Genomic DNA, 19,091 nt, shown 5'->3' with positions numbered 1-19,091 from the left:
GCCGCCTTCGCTGGCAAGCGAAACGGCACTTAGGGCTTCAGCGCGGCCATGATTGCGTCGGGGTCGTAGGTGCGGATCAGGGTGCCATTCACGTCCAGGATCGGAATCCCGGCACCGCCCAGGGCGGTGTAGGCCTGGCGTGCCGCGGCGTCTTTCTCGATGTCGAATTCCCGGAAGGGAATGCCCTTCTGATCGAGAAAGCGCCGGGTGGCCTTGCAGTAGCCGCACCAGTCGGTGGCGTACAGCACCACCCGGGCATGCTCGCGGGTCTCTTCGCTGACCATTGCCGAAGGGTTGAACAGCCGTTCGATCTTGCCCCAGTGCTGGTAGGTCACCACCACCAGCAGGATCAGCAGGAACTTCTTCAATACCCCCTGGAGCATCAGTTACGGCGCTTGAGCTGGTCGGTCAGCTGGGTTGGCAGGCCCTTGATGATCAGGGTCCCGGCTTCTTCGTCGTACTCGATCTTCGAACCCAGCAGATGGGCCTCGAAACTGATGGACAGGCCCTCGGCGCGACCGGTGAAGCGGCGGAACTGGTTCAGGGTGCGCTTGTCCGCGGGGATCTCCGGCGACAGCCCGTAGTCCTTGTTGCGGATGTGATCGTAGAAGGCCTTGGGGCGATCCTCGTCGATCAGTTCCGAGAGTTCTTCCAGGCCCATGGGTTCGCCGAGCTTGGCCTGGCTGCTGGCGTAGTCCACCAGGGTCTTGGTCTTCTCCCGGGCCGAGTCTTCCGGCAGGTCCTCGCTTTCCACGAAGTCGCTGAAGGCCTTGAGCAGGGTGCGGGTCTCGCCCGGGCCGTCGACGCCTTCCTGGCAGCCGATGAAGTCGCGGAAATACTCCGAGACCTTCTTGCCGTTCTTGCCCTTGATAAAGGAGATGTACTGCTTGGACTGCTTGTTGTTCTGCCATTCGGAGATGTTGATCCGCGCCGCCAGATGCAGTTGGCCCAGGTCCAGGTGACGGGACGGCGTCACGTCCAGCTGGTCGGTCACCGCCACGCCCTCACTGTGGTGCAGCAGGGCGATCGCCAGGTAGTCGGTCATGCCTTGCTGGTAGTGGGCGAACAGTACGTGGCCGCCCACCGACAGGTTGGACTCTTCCATCAGCTTCTGCAGATGCTCCACCGCCACCCGGCTGAACGCGGTGAAGTCCTGGCCGCCTTCCAGGTACTCCTTCAGCCAGCCGCTGAAGGGGAACGCACCGGACTCGGGGTGGAACAGGCCCCAGGCTTTGCCCTGTTTGGCGTTATAGCTTTCATTGAGGTCGGCGAGCATGTTCTCGATGGCCGCGGACTCTGCCAGTTCGGAATCGCGGGCGTGCAGGACTGCTGGGCTGCCGTCGGGTTTTTTGTCGATCAGGTGGACGATGCAATGACGGATCGGCATGGGCTTCTCGGCTGATTGAAGGGGGAGGGCGGGCTCCCCGAAAAAGTACCCAGTGTACCGCACCCGCTGGTTTTGGCGCGGTTTGCCGGGTGATGAACGGCTCCTCGGTAAGGCTTATGCATTTTTTTACCGATTTAGAGCAATAAAGCTGACCAAATGGCTAGGTAGAGGCGGATATTTCCCCGTCTGTGTGCTAGTTTTGCCCCGTCTTACGCGATGTCTCAGCGTTAAGCGTGCATTCAGCATTTGTCGGGTCGAACCAAACCCTGATTTCGGTATCTATAACCCCGATCTGTCGTGGTTGTAACCGGGGTGCCAGATTCACAAGATCTGGCTCGATGGCTGACACTGCACTCTGCAATCCAAATGAATTTGATAGGGAAGGAACACCACAATGGCTATTACTAAAGACCAACTGATCGCTGATATCGCTGAAGCTATCGACGCGCCGAAAACCACCGCGCGTAACGCCCTGGACCAACTGGCTCAGATCGTTGCTGATCAATTGGAAAATGGCGGCGAAATCACTCTGCCAGGTATCGGCAAACTGAAAGTGACCGAGCGTCCTGCCCGTACTGGCCGTAACCCATCGACTGGCGCTGCCATCGAAATCGCTGCCAAGAAAGTTATCAAGCTGGTTGTGGCTAAAGGCCTGACCGACGCTGTTAACAAGTAATACTTGCAGTGAAACCGTGCTCAGAAGTCTTCCGGGCACGGTTTGTGTAACACCGATTCACGCAAGGTGAATCGTCCTTGAATCCCCCGCCTCTTTAGTTCTTCCTCATCCAGCGTTCCTGGCTCCAGGCCTGTTGCTGTGCCTTGTCCTTGAAGGTCCAGGCGACGAAGCGGCTCTGTTTCTGCCCCTGGGACATTTCCACCACCTGGCTTTCCAGGGCTCCGGCCTTTTTCAGCGCGCTTTCAATCGCCGGCAGGTTAGAGGCCTTCGACACCAGGGTGCTGAACCACAGTACCTGTTGGCCGACGCTGGCGCTTTCACTGATCAACTGGCTGACAAAGCGGATCTCGCCGCCTTCGCACCAGAGCTCCCGGGCCTGCCCGCCGAAATTCAGCACCGGCAATTTGCGCTTGGGGTCGGCCTTGCCCAGGGCCCGCCATTTACGCTGGCTGCCGCGGGTGGCTTCGTCCAGGGAGGCATGGAAGGGCGGGTTGCACATCGTCAGGTCGAAACGCTCGGTGCTGTCCAGCAGGCCGGTGAGGATCTGCTTGGGATTGCCCTGCTGGCGCAGGCTGATGGCCTTGTTCAAGCCGTTGGCCTGGACAATTGCCTTGGCCGCGGCCAGGGCGGTGCTGTCGATGTCCGAGCCGAGGAACTGCCAGCGGTAGTCGCTGTAGCCGATCAGGGGGTAGATGCAGTTGGCGCCGACCCCGACATCCAGGACCCGCACGGCCGCGCCACGAGGGACTTCACCCTGGTTGTGGCTGGCCAGCAGATCGGCGAGGAAGTGCACATAGTCAGCGCGACCGGGCACTGGTGGGCAGAGGAAGTCCGCCGGAATGTCCCAGTGGGCAATGCCGTAGAAGGCCTTGAGCAGGGCCCGGTTGAATACCCGCACGGCGGCCGGGTCGGCAAAGTCGATGCTTTCCTTGCCATAGGGATTGAGGATCACGAACTGCCCCAACTCCGGGGTGCTCTTGATCAGTTGCGGGAAGTCGTAACGCCCCTGGTGACGATTGCGCGGATGCAGGCTGGCCTTTTCCCGGGGCGTGGCGGCTTTGGCTGGGGAGGCAGGCTTGGGCTTTTTGCGCGAAGGCTTGGGTGTGCTGGGGGCGGTCATGGGGGATCGATTCGGGGTGGTTCAAAGTGGCGGGCATTGTCCCATATCTTGCGGCGTTGGGGCGGGAGGCTTCGCCGCCGGCAAGCCGGCTCCTGGCAAACCACCGCGTAACGCTAGGAGCTGGCTTGCCAGCGAAAGCGATCTGCCGCCAATAAAAAAGGGAGGCCTTTGCGGGCCTCCCTTTTTCACACTGCGCGAATCGCCGTTACAGGCTGGAGATCCGTGCGTGCTGCTCCGCCAGCTTGCCCAGGGCCTGTTCGGCCTCGGCCAGTTTGGCGCGTTCCTTCTCGATCACTTCGGCCGGGGCCTTGTCGACGAAGGACGGGTTGGACAGCTTGCCGCCCACGCGTTGCACTTCGCCTTGCAGGCGCTGGATTTCCTTGTCCAGGCGCGCCAGTTCGGCGCCCTTGTCGATCAGGCCGGCCATCGGCACCAGCACTTCCATCTCGCCCACCAGCGCCGTGGCGGACAGCGGCGCTTCGTCGCCGGCAGCCAGTACGGTGATGGATTCGAGACGGGCCAGCTTCTTCAGCAAGGCTTCGTTCTCGGTCAGGCGACGCTGGTCTTCGGCGCTGACGTTCTTCAGGAACAGGGCCAGGGGCTTGCCCGGGCCGATGTTCATTTCCGCGCGAATGTTGCGCGTGCCGAGCATCAGGCCCTTGAGCCATTCGATGTCGTCCTCGGCGCCTTGGTCGATGCGGGTTTCGTTAGCCACCGGCCAAGGTTGCAGCATGATGGTCTTGCCGGTGCTGCCTGCCAACGGCGCCAGGCGCTGCCAGATTTCCTCGGTGATGAACGGCATGAACGGATGCGCCAGGCGCAGCGCCACTTCCAGTACCCGTACCAGGGTGCGACGGGTGCCGCGCTGGCGCTCAACCGGCGAGTTCTCGTCCCACAGCACGGGCTTGGACAGCTCCAGGTACCAGTCGCAGTACTGGTTCCAGATGAACTCGTACAGGGCCTGGGCGGCCAGGTCGAAACGGAACTGGTCGAGTTGGCGGGTGACTTCGGCTTCAGTGCGCTGCAGCTGCGAGATGATCCAGCGGTCCGCCAGGGACAGCTCGTAAGCTTCGCCGTTCTGGCCGCAGTCCTCGCCCTTGTCCAGCACGTAGCGCGCGGCGTTCCAGATCTTGTTGCAGAAGTTGCGGTAACCCTCGACGCGGCCCATGTCGAACTTGATGTCGCGACCAGTGGTGGCCAGGGAGCAGAAGGTGAAGCGCAGGGCGTCGGTGCCGTAGCTGGCGATGCCGTCGGCGAATTCGGCGCGGGTCTGCTTCTCGATGGCTTTCTGCAGTTTGGGCTGCATCAGGCCGGTGGTGCGCTTCTGCACCAGGGTTTCCAGGTCGATACCGTCGATGATGTCCAGCGGGTCGAGGACGTTGCCCTTGGACTTGGACATCTTCTGGCCCTGGCCGTCGCGGACCAGGCCGTGCACGTACACGGTCTTGAACGGAACCTGCGGCGTGCCGTCTTCGTTCTTCACCAGGTGCATGGTGAGCATGATCATCCGGGCGACCCAGAAGAAAATGATGTCGAAGCCGGTGACCAGCACGTCGGTGGGGTGGAAGGTCTTGAGGAAGTCGGTCTGCTCCGGCCAGCCCAGGGTGGAGAAGGTCCACAGGCCCGAACTGAACCAGGTGTCGAGCACGTCGTTGTCCTGCTGCAGGGCAACGTCCGGGCCGAGGTTGTGCTTGGCCCGTACTTCCGCTTCGTCGCGGCCGACATAGACTTTGCCCGACTCGTCGTACCAGGCCGGAATGCGGTGTCCCCACCACAGCTGGCGGCTGATGCACCAGTCCTGGATGTCACGCATCCAGGAGAAATACATGTTCTCGTACTGCTTGGGCACGAAGGCGATGCGGCCGTCTTCCACGGCGGCGATGGCAGGTTCTGCCAGCGGCTTGGTGGAGACATACCACTGGTCGGTCAGCCACGGCTCGATGACGGTGCCGGAACGGTCGCCCTTCGGCACTTTCAGCGCGTGATCGTCGACGCTCACCAGCAGGCCGGCGGCGTCGAACGCGGCAACGATCTGCTTGCGTGCTTCGAAGCGGTCCAGGCCCACGTACTCGGCCGGGATCTTGCCGTCGACGCTGTCGTTCAGGCTGCCGTCCAGGTTGAACACTTGGCAGGCCGGCAGTACGGCGGCGTTCTTGTCGAAGATGTTGAGCAGCGGCAGGTTGTGGCGCTTGCCGACTTCATAGTCGTTGAAGTCGTGGGCCGGGGTGATCTTCACGCAGCCGGTGCCGAATTCGGGGTCGCAGTAATCGTCGGCGATGATCGGGATGCGGCGGCCCACCAGGGGCAGCTCGACGAATTTGCCGATCAGGGCCTTGTAGCGCTCGTCTTCAGGGTTCACCGCAACGGCGGAGTCACCGAGCATGGTTTCCGGACGGGTGGTGGCGACGATCAGGTAGTCGTTGCCTTCGGCTGTCTTGGCGCCGTCGGCCAGCGGGTACTTGAGGTTCCACAGGAAACCCTTCTCGTCGTGGTTTTCCACTTCGAGGTCGGAAATCGCCGTGTGCAGCTTGGTATCCCAGTTCACCAGGCGCTTGCCGCGGTAGATCAGGCCGTCTTCGTGCAAGCGCACGAAGGCTTCCTTCACCGCTTCCGAGAGGCCGTCGTCCATGGTGAAGCGCTCGCGGCTCCAGTCCACGGAGGAGCCCAGGCGGCGGATCTGGCGGCTGATGTTGCCCCCGGACTGATCCTTCCATTCCCAGACTTTTTCGAGGAATTTTTCCCGGCCCAGGTCATGGCGATTCTGGCCCTGGGCTTCGATCTGGCGCTCCACTAGCATTTGCGTGGCGATGCCGGCGTGGTCGGTGCCCGGCTGCCACAGGGTGTTGCGACCCTGCATGCGGCGGAAACGGATCAGGGCGTCCATGATCGCGTTGTTGAAGCCGTGGCCCATGTGCAGGCTGCCGGTGACGTTCGGCGGCGGGATCATGATGGTGTAGGAGTCGCCCGCGCCTTGCGGGGCGAAGTAGTTCTCGGACTCCCAGGTCTGGTACCAGGAAGTTTCAATGGCGTGCGGCTGGTAGGTCTTATCCATGCGCGGCGGGACCCTATTGGCATTTATTCAGGAAAAGCCGGGAAGTATAGCGGAGGGGGGCGGCAGCAAGCCACCTGCGGCAAGCGACAAGATGGCCCGGCCCGGCTTTTGCGTGTGGCTTATGGTTTGCCGCTGGTGGCCGCTGCGAGCAGGCGTTCCAGGCGGGCGTCGAGGCGACGCTTGATCTCGGTTTCGATATGCGGCGCGAAGTCGTCGATCACGTCCTGCATGATCAGTTGTGCGGCGGCGCGCAGTTCGCTGTCCAGGTGCAGCAAGGCATCGGCGTTGTTGCTGGCGGGGGCAGGCTTGGCGACGGGGGCCGCCGCAGCAGGTACTGGAGCGGGTGTCGCCGCTTGAGCCGGTGCGGGTGCGGCGGCTGGCGCGGGTTGCGCCTTGGCAGGTGCAGCAGGGGCGGCTTGGGCAGCGGCCGGCTGCTGGTTGCCCACCATGTCGAACAGCAGGGGAATCTGTACTTCGCTGCTGACGGTCTCGGTCAGCAGTGGCGGTTGCAGGTTTTCATCGCCGAGCAGTTTACGGATCGACTCGAGGTCATCCAGCAGGTGCGCGGGCTTTTGCAGCGGATTGGGAGTGTCCATCGGGTGCTCAGAGTCGCTGTAAACGGTGATCTTGCAGAGGATAGCCCTGTTCGCGATAGAAACGGAAACTCTCGCGGGCCGCCTGACGAATAGCGGGGTCTTCTACCACCACCTCGGCAATCCGGGCAAAACGCGGGGCGAAGGCCGGCACTTTCAGGTCCAGGTTCACCAGCAGGTCATTGTGGGGGCCGGGGTCCTGGCCGAGGCCGAGGACGATCAGGCTTTCGGGTTCGCTTTCCGCCGGGCCGTGGGGGACGAAGGTTTCGCCCTTGAAGCGCCACAGGCGGGCATCGAGCTCGTCCCGTTGCTCTGCATCGCTGCAATGCAGGTAGATGCGGTGGCCCATGCGCCAGGCCTTGTCGGTGAGCTTGCAGGCAAAATCCAGGCGCGCCGCAGGGTCCGCGCTGGGAAGAATATAGAAGTCGACTTTGGTCATTGGGCTTCCTGAGCCGAGGAGGGCGCCGCCTTCATGCGGCGCCCCCTGCGGTCATGGTTTTCAGGCTTTGGCGCGGTCCAGCAGGTATTGGGTCAGCAGGGGGACCGGACGGCCAGTGGCGCCCTTGTCCTTGCCACCGCTGGTCCAGGCAGTGCCGGCGATGTCCAGGTGCGCCCAGTTGAGGTTCTTGGTGAAGCGCGAGAGGAAGCAGGCGGCGGTGATGGTGCCGGCCTTCGGCCCGCCGATGTTGGCGATGTCGGCGAACGGGCTGTCCAGTTGCTCCTGGTACTCGTCGAACAACGGCAGTTGCCAGGCGCGGTCGTCGGCTTGCTGGCCGGCGCTGAGCAGTTGGCCGATCAGTTCGTCGTTGTTGCCCAGCAGGCCCGAAGTATGGGCGCCCAGGGCGACCACGCAGGCACCGGTGAGGGTGGCAATATCGATCACGGCCTGTGGCTTGAAGCGCTCGGAGTAGGTCAGGGCATCGCACAGCACCAGGCGGCCTTCGGCGTCGGTGTTGAGGATCTCCACGGTCTGCCCGCTCATGGTGGTGACGATGTCGCCAGGGCGCGCGGCGCCACCGCTGGGCATGTTCTCGGCGCAGGCCAGGATGCACACCAGGTTGATCGGCAGCTTCAGCTCCAGCACGGCGCGCAGGGTGCCGAACACACTGGCGGCGCCGCCCATGTCGTACTTCATTTCATCCATGCCGGCGCCCGGCTTGAGGCTGATACCGCCGGTGTCGAAAGTGATGCCCTTGCCCACCAGGGCGAACGGCTTCTCGGACTTCTTGTCGCCGTTGTACTGCATGACGATCAGGCGTGGCGGCTGGTCGCTGCCCTGGCCCACGGCATAGAACGAGCCCATGCCCAGTTCCTTGATCTTCTTCTCGTCGAGGACCTCGACCTTCAGGCCCTTGAACTCCTTGCCCAGGGCCTTGGCCTGTTCGCCGAGGAAGGTCGGGTGGCAGACGTTCGGCGGCAGGTTGCCCAGGTCGCGGGTAAAGGCCATGCCGTTGGCGATGGCCTGGGCATGGGTTACGCCGCGCTGGACTTCGGCTTCGGCGGCCTTGATGGTCAGCAGGGTGATTTTCTTCAGGGCGCGGGGCTCTGCCTTCTGGCTCTTGTAGCGGTCGAAGACATAACCACCGTCCACCAGGGTTTCCGCCAGCAGGCGGGTCTTGCCGTAGCTGTCGCGGCCCTTGACCACGACTTCATCCAGCGCCAGCACGGCGTCGCTGCCGCCCAGGCCCTTGAGGGTGGTGAGCACGCCGCTGATGATCTTGCGGAACGGGCGGTCGCCCAGTTCGCCGTCCTTGCCGGTGCCTACCAGCAGCACCCGCTCGGCCTTGAGCTTGGCCACGCCGTGCAGCAGCAGGCTCTGGCCGACCTTGCCGGCCAGGTCGCCGCGCTTGAGTACGGCGCTGATGGCGCCGCCGCTGAGTTCGTCGAGTTGCTTGGCAACGCTGCCGAGTTTGCGGCCTTCGCCGACGGCGACCACCAGGGTGGCAGTCTTCAACGTTTCCGGGCTAACGCTTTTTACAACCAGTTCCATGTCTGGGTCCCTGAATAAATGGTCAAAGAGCGCAGGAGGCTGTCCTGCGCCGAGCTTATCTATATAGAAGAAGACGCCGCATGCTGCCGACGACAAAGCCGCCAGTTTGAACCTCGCCGGTCGCGGCTGACAACCCTCGCATGGGCCAGTTTCGGCGCATTAGAGCGCTGGGTGAGCATCCTCCGTGACAGGCGCGCGCAATCACAGGATAATGCGCCATCTTTTTTCGGCGGCCCCGCGTCTGGGGCCGGCTCGATACGTTTGCTTGTTCGGCCGCCTTAGCCTGACAACCCTGGAGTGTCTGGTTTGATCGTCTTTCGTTATCTGTCCCGCGAAATCCTGCTGACCCTGAGTGCCGTGAGCGCGGTATTGCTGGTCATCATCATGAGCGGGCGCTTCGTCAAGTTCCTCGCGCAAGCCGCCTCGGGGGCCCTGGATCCGGGCTCGCTGTTCCTGATCATGGGTTTTCGCCTGCCGGGCTTCTTGCAACTGATCCTGCCCCTGGGGCTGTTCCTCGGCATTCTCCTGGCTTACGGCCGGCTCTATCTCGAAAGCGAGATGACCGTGCTGTCGGCCACCGGCATGAGCCAGCAGCGCCTGTTGGGCATAACCATGATCCCGGCGGCCCTGGTGGCCCTGCTGGTGGCCTGGCTGAGCCTGAGCCTGGCGCCCCAGGGTGCCAACCAGTTCCAGCTGTTGCTGAACAAGCAGGATGCCCTGACCGAGTTCGACACGCTGGTGGCGGGGCGCTTCCAGGCGCTCAACGACGGTACCCGGGTCACCTACACCGAGCAGTTGTCCGAAGACCGAACCAACCTGGGCGGCGTGTTCATTTCCGAGAAGCGCCTGGGCCAGCAGAAAAAGGACGAGGGCATTTCGGTGCTGGTGGCCGAGAAGGGCCATCAGGACATTCGCCCCGACGGCAATCGCTACCTGATCCTGGAAAACGGCTATCGCTATGACGGCAACCCGGGCGAGGCCAACTACCGGGTGATCAAGTACGACACCTACGGTGTTTTGCTGGAGCGTCCGGACGTCAGCGACGAAGTCACCGATCGCGATGCCATGCCCACCGCTGACCTGATCGGCAAGGATGACCTGCGAGCCCGTGCCGAGCTGCAATGGCGCCTGTCCCTGCCATTGCTGGTGTTCATCGTGACACTGATGGCGGTGCCGTTGTCCCGGGTGAACCCGCGCCAGGGCCGCTTCCTCAAGCTGATCCCGGCGATCCTGCTGTACATGGCTTACCTGACCATCCTGATCGCCGTGCGCGGTGCACTGGAGAAGGGCAAGATTTCCCCGGCCCTGGGGCTGTGGTGGGTGCACCTACTGTTTCTGTTGATCGGCCTCGGCCTGATGTATTGGGAGCCGATGCGCTTGAAAATGGCGAGTCGTCGCAGCGTGAAGGAGATGGCTCGTGGTTAAGCTCGATCGCTACATCGGTAGCAGTGTGTTCATGGCTATCCTGGCGGTCCTGGGGATCATCCTCGGGCTGGCCTCGCTGTTTGCCTTCATCGATGAGATGGGGGCTGTCAACGAAACGTATACCGTGGTGGATGTAATGAGCTACGTGGCCCTCACTGCGCCGCGTCGGGTCTATGAAATGCTGCCGATGGCAGGCCTGATCGGCTGCCTGATCGGCCTTGGCAGCCTGGCCAGTAACAGCGAGTTGACCATCATGCGCGCGGCCGGTGTATCGGTGGGCCGTATTGTCTGGGCGGTCATGAAACCCATGCTGGTGCTGATGCTGGTGGGCGTGCTGGTGGGCGAATACGTAGCGCCGGCCACCGAGACCCAGGCCCAGGCCAGTCGGGCCCTGGCCCAGGGTTCCGGCGATGCCCAGAGTTCCAAGCACGGCCTGTGGCACCGCCAGGGCGATGAATTCATCCATATCAACGCAGTGCAGCCCAATGGCCTGCTCTATGGCGTGACCCGCTACCACTTCGATGACCAGCGCCACATGCTGTCGTCGAGTTTTGCCCGCCAGGCCCGTTTCCACGAGGACTACTGGCAGCTGACGGATGTCACCACCACCTACTTCCGCGACGGTCATACCGAAGTCATCAGCGTGCCCGGCGAACGTTGGGATGTGGCCTTGAGCCCGCAACTGCTGAGCACTGTGGTGATGGCGCCGGAATCCCTGTCCATCAGCGGCCTGTGGGGCTACATCCACTACTTGGCCGACCAGGGCCTGAATAACGGTCGCTACTGGCTGGCGTTCTGGGTCAAGGTCCTGCAGCCGCTGGTGACGGCGGCGCTGGTATTGATGGCCATTTCCTTCATTTTCGGTCCGCTGCGTTCGGTGACCCTGGGTCAGCGGGTATTCACCGGCGTACTGGTGGGTTTCACCTTCCGCATCGCCCAGGATCTGCTGGGCCCTTCGAGCCTGGTATTTGGCTTTTCGCCGCTGTTCGCGGTGCTGGTGCCTGCGGGTATCTGCGCGGTGGCGGGCGTCTGGCTGTTGCGCCGGGCCGGCTGATTCCGCGGCTTTGCCAGGGTCTTGACGTAACGCCCCGGTCCTTGGATCGGGGCGTTTTTGCATTTGACAAACGCTGACAGGCGAGCGTGACGCTTGTGCCGAGTATCAGGTACAATTCCCGGCTATTTTTCGGCGGGCCATGCCTGCAGCCTTTTTGAGTGTTCATCCGTGAGTGATTTGAGTCATATCCGCAATTTCTCCATCATCGCCCACATTGACCATGGCAAGTCGACTCTGGCCGATCGCTTCATCCAGATGTGCGGCGGCCTGGCCGAGCGCGAAATGGAAGCCCAGGTTCTGGATTCCATGGACCTTGAGCGTGAGCGCGGGATCACCATCAAGGCCCACAGCGTCACCCTCTATTACAAGGCCCGCGACGGCATTACCTACCAGCTGAACTTCATTGACACCCCGGGCCACGTGGACTTCACCTACGAAGTCAGCCGTTCCCTGGCGGCCTGTGAAGGTGCATTGCTGGTGGTGGACGCCGGCCAGGGCGTCGAAGCCCAGTCGGTTGCCAACTGCTACACCGCCATCGAGCAAGGCCTGGAAGTGATGCCGGTGCTGAACAAGATCGACCTGCCACAGGCCGATCCTGAGCGGGTCAAGGAAGAGATCGAGAAGATCATCGGTATCGATGCCACCGACGCCGTGACCTGCAGCGCCAAGACCGGCCTGGGCGTGGACGAGGTGCTCGAGCGCCTGGTGACCACCATTCCGGCACCGACCGGCAACATCGAAGACCCGCTGCAAGCCCTGATCATCGACTCCTGGTTCGACAACTACCTGGGCGTCGTGTCCCTGGTACGTGTACGTCATGGCCGGGTGAAGAAGGGCGACAAGATCCTGGTGAAATCCACCGGCAAGATCCACCTGGTGGACAGCGTTGGTGTATTCAACCCGAAACACACCGCCACCACCGACCTCAAGGCCGGTGAAGTGGGCTTCATCATCGCGGGCATCAAGGACATTCACGGCGCGCCCGTGGGTGACACCCTGACCCTGAGCTCGACCCCGGACGTTGAAGTGCTGCCGGGTTTCAAGCGCATCCAGCCCCAGGTCTACGCCGGCCTGTTCCCGGTCAGCTCCGACGACTTCGAGGATTTCCGCGAAGCCCTGCAGAAGCTCACCCTCAACGACTCTTCCCTGCAGTACACCCCGGAAAGCTCCGACGCCCTGGGCTTCGGCTTCCGCTGCGGGTTCCTCGGCATGCTGCACATGGAGATCATCCAGGAGCGCCTGGAGCGCGAGTACGACCTGGACCTGATCACCACCGCACCGACGGTAATCTTCGAGCTGCAACTGAAGAACGGTGAAACGATCTACGTCGACAACCCGTCCAAGCTTCCGGATCTGTCGGCGATCGAAGACATGCGCGAGCCGATCGTGCGGGCCAATATTCTTGTGCCGCAAGAGCACCTGGGCAACGTCATAACCCTGTGCATCGAGAAGCGCGGCGTGCAGCACGACATGCTGTTCCTCGGCAGCCAGGTCCAGGTGACCTACGATCTGCCGATGAACGAAGTGGTCCTGGACTTCTTCGACCGCCTGAAATCCACCAGCCGCGGCTATGCTTCGCTGGATTACCATTTCGATCGTTACCAGTCGGCTAATCTGGTGAAACTGGATGTGCTGATCAACGGTGAGAAGGTCGACGCCCTGGCGTTGATCGTGCACCGTGACAACGCCCACTACAAAGGGCGTGCGCTGACCGAAAAGATGAAAGAACTGATTCCTCGGCAGATGTTTGACGTGGCAATCCAGGCCGCCATTGGCGGGCAGATTGTGGCGCGGACAACCGTCAAGGCGCTCAGAAAGAACGTACTGGCCAAATGCTACGGCGGCGACGTTAGCCGTAAGCGCAAGCTGTTGGAAAAGCAGAAGGCCGGTAAGAAACGCATGAAGCAAGTGGGCAACGTGGAAATTCCACAAGAAGCCTTCCTTGCCGTGCTCAGGTTGGATAGTTAGGTCCTATGTCACTAAATTTCCCGCTGTTGCTGGTCATCGCTGTCTTCGTTTGCGGTCTCTTGGCGTTGCTCGACCTGGTGTTCCTGGCACCGCGCCGGCGTGCCGCCATTGCCAACTATCAGGGCAGCGTCAGCCAGCCGGACGGGGTGGTGGTCGAGAAGCTGAGCAAAGAGCCGCTGCTGGTTGAATACGGCAAGTCGTTCTTTCCGGTGCTGTTCATCGTCCTGGTGCTGCGTTCGTTCCTGGTGGAGCCGTTCCAAATTCCATCGGGCTCGATGAAGCCGACCCTGGATGTGGGCGACTTCATCCTGGTGAACAAGTTTTCCTACGGGATCCGCTTGCCGGTGATCGACAAGAAGGTCATCGAAGTCGGTGATCCGCAGCGCGGCGATGTGATGGTGTTCCGCTACCCAAGCGATCCGAACGTCAACTACATCAAGCGTGTGGTCGGCCTGCCGGGTGATGAAGTGCGCTACACCAGCGACAAGCACCTGTTCGTCAACGGTCAGCCGGTGGCGGAGCAACTGGTGGGGGCTGAACCCGGCACCTTGGGCAGCGCCGAGCTGTACAAGGAAAAACTGGGCGCCGCCGAGCACTTGATCCGCAAGGAAATGAGCCGTTACCGGGCAACCCCGGACGGTCGCTGGGTGGTGCCGGCCGGGCACTACTTCATGATGGGCGACAACCGCGACAACTCTAACGACAGTCGCTACTGGGACGATCCAAGTATTCCCAAGGACCTGCTGGGCATGGTTCCCGACAAGAATATCGTCGGCAAGGCCTTCGCAGTCTGGATGAGCTGGCCCGAACCGAAACTCAGCCACCTGCCGAATTTCTCGCGGGTTGGCCTGATCAAGTAATCACACGCGGCGCTGTTGAACACAGCGCCGAATGCTTTTCTGGCTCTTGTATAAAACGGCCTTGCCCTTGGGCGACCCGTAACAGCCTTATCGCCAGAAGCATGCAGTCAACGATATTCAGGATGTAAATTTGAACACAGCGTTAATTGCCACCCGCACCTCGTGCGCGGCCCCTGGGATGGCGAGTTTCGGCAACGAAACCAGCGTGGGTAAACCGTGAGCGTTTCTTTGAGCCGTCTCGAGCGTCAGCTCGGTTATTCCTTCAAGGACCAGGAGCTGATGCTGCTGGCCCTCACTCACCGCAGCTTTGCCGGGCGCAACAACGAACGCCTGGAGTTTCTCGGTGACGCCATTCTCAACTTCGTTGCCGGCGAGGCGCTGTTCGAGCGCTTTCCCCAGGCCCGCGAAGGCCAGCTGTCGCGTTTGCGCGCGCGTCTGGTAAAAGGTGAAACACTGGCGGTGCTGGCCCGTGGTTTCGACCTGGGCGAGTACCTGCGCCTGGGCTCCGGCGAATTGAAGAGCGGCGGTTTCCGTCGTGAGTCGATCCTTGCCGATGCCCTGGAGGCCCTGATTGGTGCGATCTACCTGGACGCCGGCATGGAGACTGCCCGTGACCGCGTGCTGTCCTGGCTGGCCTCGGAGTTCGAGAGCCTGACCCTGGTGGACACCAACAAGGACCCCAAGACCCGGCTGCAGGAGTTCCTCCAGTCCCGCGCCTGCGAATTGCCACGTTACGAAGTGGTGGATATCCAGGGCGAACCGCATTGCCGGACATTCTTCGTTGAATGTGAAGTCACCTTATTGAATGAAAAAAGCCGAGGTCAGGGTGTGAGCCGCCGTATTGCCGAACAGGTAGCGGCCGCCGCAGCACTGATTGCCCTGGGCGTGGAGAATGGCCATGACTGATTCAACTGCAACACGCTGTGGCTATGTCGCCATCGTCGGCCGCCCCAACGTGGGCAAGTCGACGCTGCTCAACCACATCCTCGGTCAGAAGCTGGCGATCACCTCGCGCAAGCCCCAGACCACTCGTCACAACATGCTCGGGATCAAGACCGAAGGCGCCATCCAGGCGATCTACGTCGATACCCCCGGTATGCACAAGAGCAACGAGAAGGCGCTGAACCGCTACATGAACAAGACCGCTTCGGCGGCGTTGAAAGACGTCGACGTGGTGATCTTCGTGGTCGATCGCACCAAGTGGACCGACGAAGACCAACTGGTGCTGGAGCGTGTGCAGTACGTGCAGGGCCCGGTAATCCTGGCGATCAACAAGACCGATCGCATCGAGGACAAGGCCGAGCTGATGCCGCACCTGACCTGGCTGCAGGAGCAACTGCCGAACGCCGAGATCGTGCCGGTCTCCGCCCAGCAGGGCCACAACCTCGAAGCCCTGGAAGGCCTGATCGCCAAGCACCTGCCGGAGAACGACCACTTCTTCCCGGAAGACCAGATCACCGACCGCAGCAGCCGCTTCCTCGCCGCCGAACTGGTGCGGGAAAAGATCATGCGCCAGCTCGGTGCCGAGCTGCCCTACCAGATCACCGTGGAAATCGAAGAGTTCAAGCAGCAGGGCAAGACCCTGCATATCCATGCCTTGATCCTCGTCGAGCGCGACGGCCAGAAGAAAATCATCATTGGCGACAAGGGTGAGCGGATCAAGCGCATCGGCATGGAGGCGCGCAAGGACATGGAGCTGCTGTTCGATTCCAAGGTCATGCTCAACCTCTGGGTCAAGGTCAAGGGCGGCTGGTCCGACGACGAACGCGCCCTGCGCTCGCTGGGCTACGGCGACCTCTGATGCACTTCGCCGGCAAGCCGGCTCCTGCACCTTCCTGTAGGAGCTGGCTTGCCGGCGTACAGCTGCAACCCCTTCTCCGGACCCGGTTCCCTCTCTTCCCCTGAGATCCCTCGCAACCATGTCCAGCAACGCCCCAGTCGGCCAACTCGCCTACGTCCTGCACAGCCGCGCCTACCGCGAAAGCAGTGCCCTGGTGGATTTTCTTACCCCCCAAGGTCGCCTGCGAGCGGTGCTGCGCAATGCCCGGGGCAAGGCCGGGACCCTGGCGCGGCCCTTCGTTCCCCTGGAGGTCGAGTTTCGCGGCCGTGGCGAACTGAAGAACGTCGGGCGCATGGAAAGTGCCGGCATTGCCGCCTGGCTCAATGGCGAGGCGTTGTTCAGCGGCCTCTATCTGAACGAGCTGTTGATTCGCCTGCTGCCGGCGGAAGATCCCCATCCCGCGGTATTCGACCACTACGCTGCCACGCTGCTGGCCCTGGCCGAAGGCCGTCCCCTGGAGCCTCTGCTGCGGGCCTTCGAGTGGCGCCTGCTGGATGACCTGGGCTACGGCTTTGCCCTGGACAGCGACATCCATGGCGCGCCCATTGCTGCCGACGGCCTGTACCGCTTACAGGTGGATGCCGGGCTGGAGCAGGTGTTCCTGCTGCAGCCGGGGTTGTTCAACGGCACCGAGTTGCTGGCCATGGCCGATGCCGACTGGAGCGCTCCCGGCGCGCTGTCGGCGGCCAAGCGCCTGATGCGCCAGGCCCTGGCGGTGCACCTGGGCGGCCGGCCCCTGGTCAGTCGCGAGTTGTTTCGCAAGCCTTAGTCTCCCCGTATGCTGTGCGCCGAATCTTCATTTATTCAGGAGCGCTTCCGTGACCACCAGCAATCGCATTCTTCTTGGCGTGAACATCGACCACGTTGCCACCCTGCGCCAGGCACGGGGCACCCGTTACCCGGACCCGGTCAAGGCAGCGCTGGACGCGGAAGAGGCGGGCGCCGACGGCATCACCGTGCACCTGCGCGAAGATCGCCGGCATATCCAGGAGCGCGACGTGCTGCTGCTCAAGGATGTGCTGCAGACCCGCATGAACTTCGAAATGGGCGTCACCGAAGAGATGATGGCTTTTGCCGAGCGTATCCGTCCGGCACACATCTGCCTGGTGCCGGAAACCCGCCAGGAGCTCACCACCGAAGGCGGCCTGGATGTGGCGGGGCAGGAGGCGCGGATCAAGGCGGCGGTAGAGCGGCTGTCGAAAATCGGTTCCGAAGTGTCCCTTTTCATCGACGCCGACGATCGCCAGATCGAGGCCTCCAAGCGGGTCGGCGCGCCGGCCATCGAGTTGCACACCGGGCGTTATGCCGATGCCCAGACGCCCAGTGAAGTGGCCGAGGAGCTGCAACGTATCGTCGACGGCGTTGCTGTTGGCCTGGCCCAGGGGCTGATCGTCAACGCCGGCCATGGCCTGCATTACCACAACGTCGAGGCGGTGGCGGCGATCAAGGGCATCAACGAGCTGAACATCGGCCATGCCCTGGTGGCACACGCTCTGTTTGTCGGTTTCAAAGGTGCGGTGGCTGAGATGAAGGCCTTGATCCTGGCGGCTGCGGCCAAGGCCTGAATCGCCTTCGCCGGCCAGCCGGCTCCTGTACAACCTGCGTAGGAGCCGGCTGGCCGGCGAATGCTTTTAAAGCGGCGGATTCTCTTCCGGCGGCTTGGTCTTGTTGACCCCGGGTACGTGCAGGTTGCCTTCGGCGACCTGGTCGCCTTCCAGCTGCGGCTGGGTCACCCAGGTGAGAATGTCGTAGTAGCGACGGATGTTGGCGACGAAATGCACAGGCTCGCCGCCCCGGGCATAGCCGTAGCGGGTCTTGCTGTACCACTGCTTTTGCGACAGGCGCGGCAGCATCTTCTTCACATCCAGCCACTTGTTCGGGTTCAGGCCCTCTTTCTCGGCCAGCTTGCGCGCATCGTCCAGGTGGCCGGTGCCGACGTTATAGGCGGCCAGGGCGAACCAGGTGCGGTCCGGTTCCTCGATCTTGTCGTCCAGCTGTTCCTTGATATAGGCCAGGTACTTGGCCCCGCCGCTGATGCTCTGCTTGGGGTCCAGGCGGTTGGAAACGCCCATGGCCTGGGCGGTGTTCTGGGTCAGCATCATCAGCCCGCGCACCCCGGTCTTGGAGGTGACCTCGGCCTGCCACATCGATTCCTGATAGCCCACCGCCGCCAGCAGGCGCCAGTCGAGCTTTTCCTGCTTGGCCGACGCCTTGAAGTGCTTCTCGTACTTGGGCAGGCGTTGCTGCAGGTGCTGGGCAAAGGTGTAGGCGCCGACATAGCCGAGCACGTCCACATGGCCGTAGTAGCGGTCCTTCAGGCGTTGCAGGGTGCCGTTCTTCTCGACCTTGTCGAGGAAACTGTTGATCTCGTTGAGCAGGCTGTTGTCGTCGCCTGCGGCCACGGCCCAGCTCTGGCTGCGGGCGTCGCCCAGGTCAAAGGCCACTCGCACATTGGGGAAGTAGACCTGGTTCATCGCCAGTTCGTTGGAGTCCACCAGGGTCAGGTCGATCTGCCCTTCGTCCACCATGCGCAGCAGGTCCACCACTTCCACGGCGTCCGACTCTTCGTATTCGATGCCGGGGTACTTGAGCTTGAGTTCCGCCAGTTGTTCGGCGTGGGTGCTGCCCTTGAGCACCATGATGTGCTTGCCCACCAGGTCTTGCGCGGTGGTGGGGCGGGAACGGCCATTGCGATAGATGACCTGGGGCGTGACTTCCAGATAGGGGTGGGAGAACCGCACCTGCTGCTTGCGCTGCTCGCTGCTCACCAGGCCGGCGGCGGCCAGTACCGGGCCCTTGGGCTGGCCCAGCTGGTCGAATAGGTCGTCGAGGTTGTCGGCGGTCTCGATCTTGAGCTCCACCCCCAGATCGTCGGCAAAGCGTTTCACCAGCTCGTATTCGAAGCCGGTTTCACCGTTGCGATCCTGAAAGTAGGTGGCAGGGCTGTTACGGGTGACCACCCGCAGCACACCATCCTCCTTTACGCGCTCGAGCGTGCTGGGTTTCTCAACACAGGCGCCGAGCATCAGGAAGAGTCCGGTAACGATGAGCCACTTGGCGCAGCGCGGACGTAAAGCCATAGGGGAAAACATTGGCGCAGTATACGCAAAGGATAACGGCCGCCAT

The 19,091-nt window shown here is 62.3% G+C and carries 17 protein-coding genes; 9 read left to right on the top strand and 8 right to left on the bottom strand.

The features are described 5' to 3' along the window. Window positions 1-29 precede the first annotated feature (29 nt). Both M2395_RS16320 and yejK read right to left on the bottom strand, forming a co-directional pair. Window positions 30-383 (bottom strand): glutaredoxin family protein, encoded by a 354-nt coding sequence (locus M2395_RS16320; protein ID WP_011059410.1) that lies wholly within the window; start codon window positions 381-383, stop codon window positions 30-32. Further along, window positions 383-1,387 carry a nucleoid-associated protein YejK gene (gene yejK / locus M2395_RS16315; protein ID WP_015634258.1) on the bottom strand — a complete coding sequence of 335 codons (1,005 nt, stop codon included), beginning with the start codon at window positions 1,385-1,387 and terminating at the stop codon, window positions 383-385. The genes M2395_RS16320 and yejK overlap by 1 nt, the downstream gene beginning before the upstream one ends. A gap of 394 nt (window positions 1,388-1,781) precedes the next feature. On the opposite strand from yejK, the gene M2395_RS16310 reads away from it, so the two are divergent. Continuing rightward, window positions 1,782-2,063, top strand: a complete 282-nt coding sequence (locus M2395_RS16310; protein ID WP_003440137.1) for an HU family DNA-binding protein — start codon at window positions 1,782-1,784, stop codon at window positions 2,061-2,063. A 94-nt stretch (window positions 2,064-2,157) separates the two neighbouring features. On the opposite strand, the gene rlmF is transcribed toward M2395_RS16310, so the two are convergent. The 5 genes from rlmF to M2395_RS16285 form a co-directional block, all read right to left on the bottom strand. Then, entirely contained in the window at window positions 2,158-3,183 is a 1,026-nt protein-coding gene (rlmF, locus tag M2395_RS16305) for a 23S rRNA (adenine(1618)-N(6))-methyltransferase RlmF (protein WP_015634259.1), read from the bottom strand. 205 nt (window positions 3,184-3,388) lie between these two features. Beyond that, on the bottom strand, window positions 3,389-6,235 hold the full coding sequence (locus M2395_RS16300; protein ID WP_011059413.1) for a valine--tRNA ligase: 2,847 nt from the start codon (window positions 6,233-6,235) through the stop codon (window positions 3,389-3,391). Between the two features lie 119 nt (window positions 6,236-6,354). After that, entirely contained in the window at window positions 6,355-6,831 is a 477-nt protein-coding gene (locus M2395_RS16295) for a hypothetical protein (protein ID WP_041116109.1), read from the bottom strand. A gap of 7 nt (window positions 6,832-6,838) precedes the next feature. Beyond that, on the bottom strand, window positions 6,839-7,267 hold the full coding sequence (locus M2395_RS16290; RefSeq protein WP_015634262.1) for a DNA polymerase III subunit chi: 429 nt from the start codon (window positions 7,265-7,267) through the stop codon (window positions 6,839-6,841). Between the two features lie 60 nt (window positions 7,268-7,327). After that, window positions 7,328-8,818, bottom strand: a complete 1,491-nt coding sequence (locus M2395_RS16285; protein WP_123430103.1) for a leucyl aminopeptidase — start codon at window positions 8,816-8,818, stop codon at window positions 7,328-7,330. A 306-nt stretch (window positions 8,819-9,124) separates the two neighbouring features. Here M2395_RS16285 and lptF point away from each other — a divergent pair, with 306 nt between their 5' ends. The 8 genes from lptF to pdxJ all read left to right on the top strand — a co-directional run bounded on the left by lptF (window position 9,125) and on the right by pdxJ (window position 17,530). Next, window positions 9,125-10,243, top strand: coding sequence for an LPS export ABC transporter permease LptF (gene lptF / locus M2395_RS16280; RefSeq protein ID WP_015634263.1), 1,119 nt, complete (start codon window positions 9,125-9,127; stop codon window positions 10,241-10,243). Beyond that, window positions 10,236-11,297, top strand: coding sequence for an LPS export ABC transporter permease LptG (lptG, locus tag M2395_RS16275; RefSeq protein WP_011059418.1), 1,062 nt, complete (start codon window positions 10,236-10,238; stop codon window positions 11,295-11,297). The genes lptF and lptG overlap by 8 nt, the downstream gene beginning before the upstream one ends. 168 nt (window positions 11,298-11,465) lie before the next feature. After that, window positions 11,466-13,265, top strand: coding sequence for a translation elongation factor 4 (gene lepA / locus M2395_RS16270; RefSeq protein WP_011059419.1), 1,800 nt, complete (start codon window positions 11,466-11,468; stop codon window positions 13,263-13,265). Between the two features lie 5 nt (window positions 13,266-13,270). Beyond that, window positions 13,271-14,125 (top strand): signal peptidase I, encoded by an 855-nt coding sequence (gene lepB / locus M2395_RS16265; protein WP_011059420.1) that lies wholly within the window; start codon window positions 13,271-13,273, stop codon window positions 14,123-14,125. 216 nt (window positions 14,126-14,341) lie between these two features. Beyond that, complete coding sequence (rnc, locus tag M2395_RS16260; protein WP_011059421.1) at window positions 14,342-15,031, top strand: ribonuclease III; 690 nt, start codon at window positions 14,342-14,344, stop codon at window positions 15,029-15,031. Then, complete coding sequence (gene era, locus M2395_RS16255; protein WP_019094760.1) at window positions 15,024-15,926, top strand: GTPase Era; 903 nt, start codon at window positions 15,024-15,026, stop codon at window positions 15,924-15,926. Before rnc ends, era begins: the two co-directional genes overlap by 8 nt. 118 nt (window positions 15,927-16,044) lie before the next feature. Then, on the top strand, window positions 16,045-16,734 hold the full coding sequence (recO, locus tag M2395_RS16250) for a DNA repair protein RecO (RefSeq protein WP_011059423.1): 690 nt from the start codon (window positions 16,045-16,047) through the stop codon (window positions 16,732-16,734). 49 nt (window positions 16,735-16,783) lie between these two features. Continuing rightward, window positions 16,784-17,530 carry a pyridoxine 5'-phosphate synthase gene (gene pdxJ, locus M2395_RS16245; RefSeq protein ID WP_123430104.1) on the top strand — a complete coding sequence of 249 codons (747 nt, stop codon included), beginning with the start codon at window positions 16,784-16,786 and terminating at the stop codon, window positions 17,528-17,530. Between the two features lie 66 nt (window positions 17,531-17,596). On the opposite strand, the gene mltF is transcribed toward pdxJ, so the two are convergent. Continuing rightward, window positions 17,597-19,057 carry a membrane-bound lytic murein transglycosylase MltF gene (mltF, locus tag M2395_RS16240; RefSeq protein WP_011059425.1) on the bottom strand — a complete coding sequence of 487 codons (1,461 nt, stop codon included), beginning with the start codon at window positions 19,055-19,057 and terminating at the stop codon, window positions 17,597-17,599. Window positions 19,058-19,091: the final 34 nt, after the last annotated feature.

The sequence above is a fragment of the Pseudomonas sp. BIGb0176 genome (genome assembly GCF_024810175.1).
In the GTDB taxonomy this organism is placed as follows: domain Bacteria; phylum Pseudomonadota; class Gammaproteobacteria; order Pseudomonadales; family Pseudomonadaceae; genus Aquipseudomonas; species Aquipseudomonas protegens.
Note: the sequence above shows the minus strand (reverse complement) of the source record. Positions and strands in the feature narration are given on the sequence as shown.

Coding starts and splice junctions, on each gene's coding strand:
- M2395_RS16320 (WP_011059410.1), bottom strand. CDS start 383: ATGCTCCAGGGGGTATTGAAGAAGTTCCTGCTGATCCTGCTGGTGGTG.
- yejK (WP_015634258.1), bottom strand. CDS start 1,387: ATGCCGATCCGTCATTGCATCGTCCACCTGATCGACAAAAAACCCGAC.
- M2395_RS16310 (WP_003440137.1), top strand. CDS start 1,782: ATGGCTATTACTAAAGACCAACTGATCGCTGATATCGCTGAAGCTATC.
- rlmF (WP_015634259.1), bottom strand. CDS start 3,183: ATGACCGCCCCCAGCACACCCAAGCCTTCGCGCAAAAAGCCCAAGCCT.
- M2395_RS16300 (WP_011059413.1), bottom strand. CDS start 6,235: ATGGATAAGACCTACCAGCCGCACGCCATTGAAACTTCCTGGTACCAG.
- M2395_RS16295 (WP_041116109.1), bottom strand. CDS start 6,831: ATGGACACTCCCAATCCGCTGCAAAAGCCCGCGCACCTGCTGGATGAC.
- M2395_RS16290 (WP_015634262.1), bottom strand. CDS start 7,267: ATGACCAAAGTCGACTTCTATATTCTTCCCAGCGCGGACCCTGCGGCG.
- M2395_RS16285 (WP_123430103.1), bottom strand. CDS start 8,818: ATGGAACTGGTTGTAAAAAGCGTTAGCCCGGAAACGTTGAAGACTGCC.
- lepB (WP_011059420.1), top strand. CDS start 13,271: ATGTCACTAAATTTCCCGCTGTTGCTGGTCATCGCTGTCTTCGTTTGC.
- era (WP_019094760.1), top strand. CDS start 15,024: ATGACTGATTCAACTGCAACACGCTGTGGCTATGTCGCCATCGTCGGC.
- recO (WP_011059423.1), top strand. CDS start 16,045: ATGTCCAGCAACGCCCCAGTCGGCCAACTCGCCTACGTCCTGCACAGC.
- mltF (WP_011059425.1), bottom strand. CDS start 19,057: ATGTTTTCCCCTATGGCTTTACGTCCGCGCTGCGCCAAGTGGCTCATC.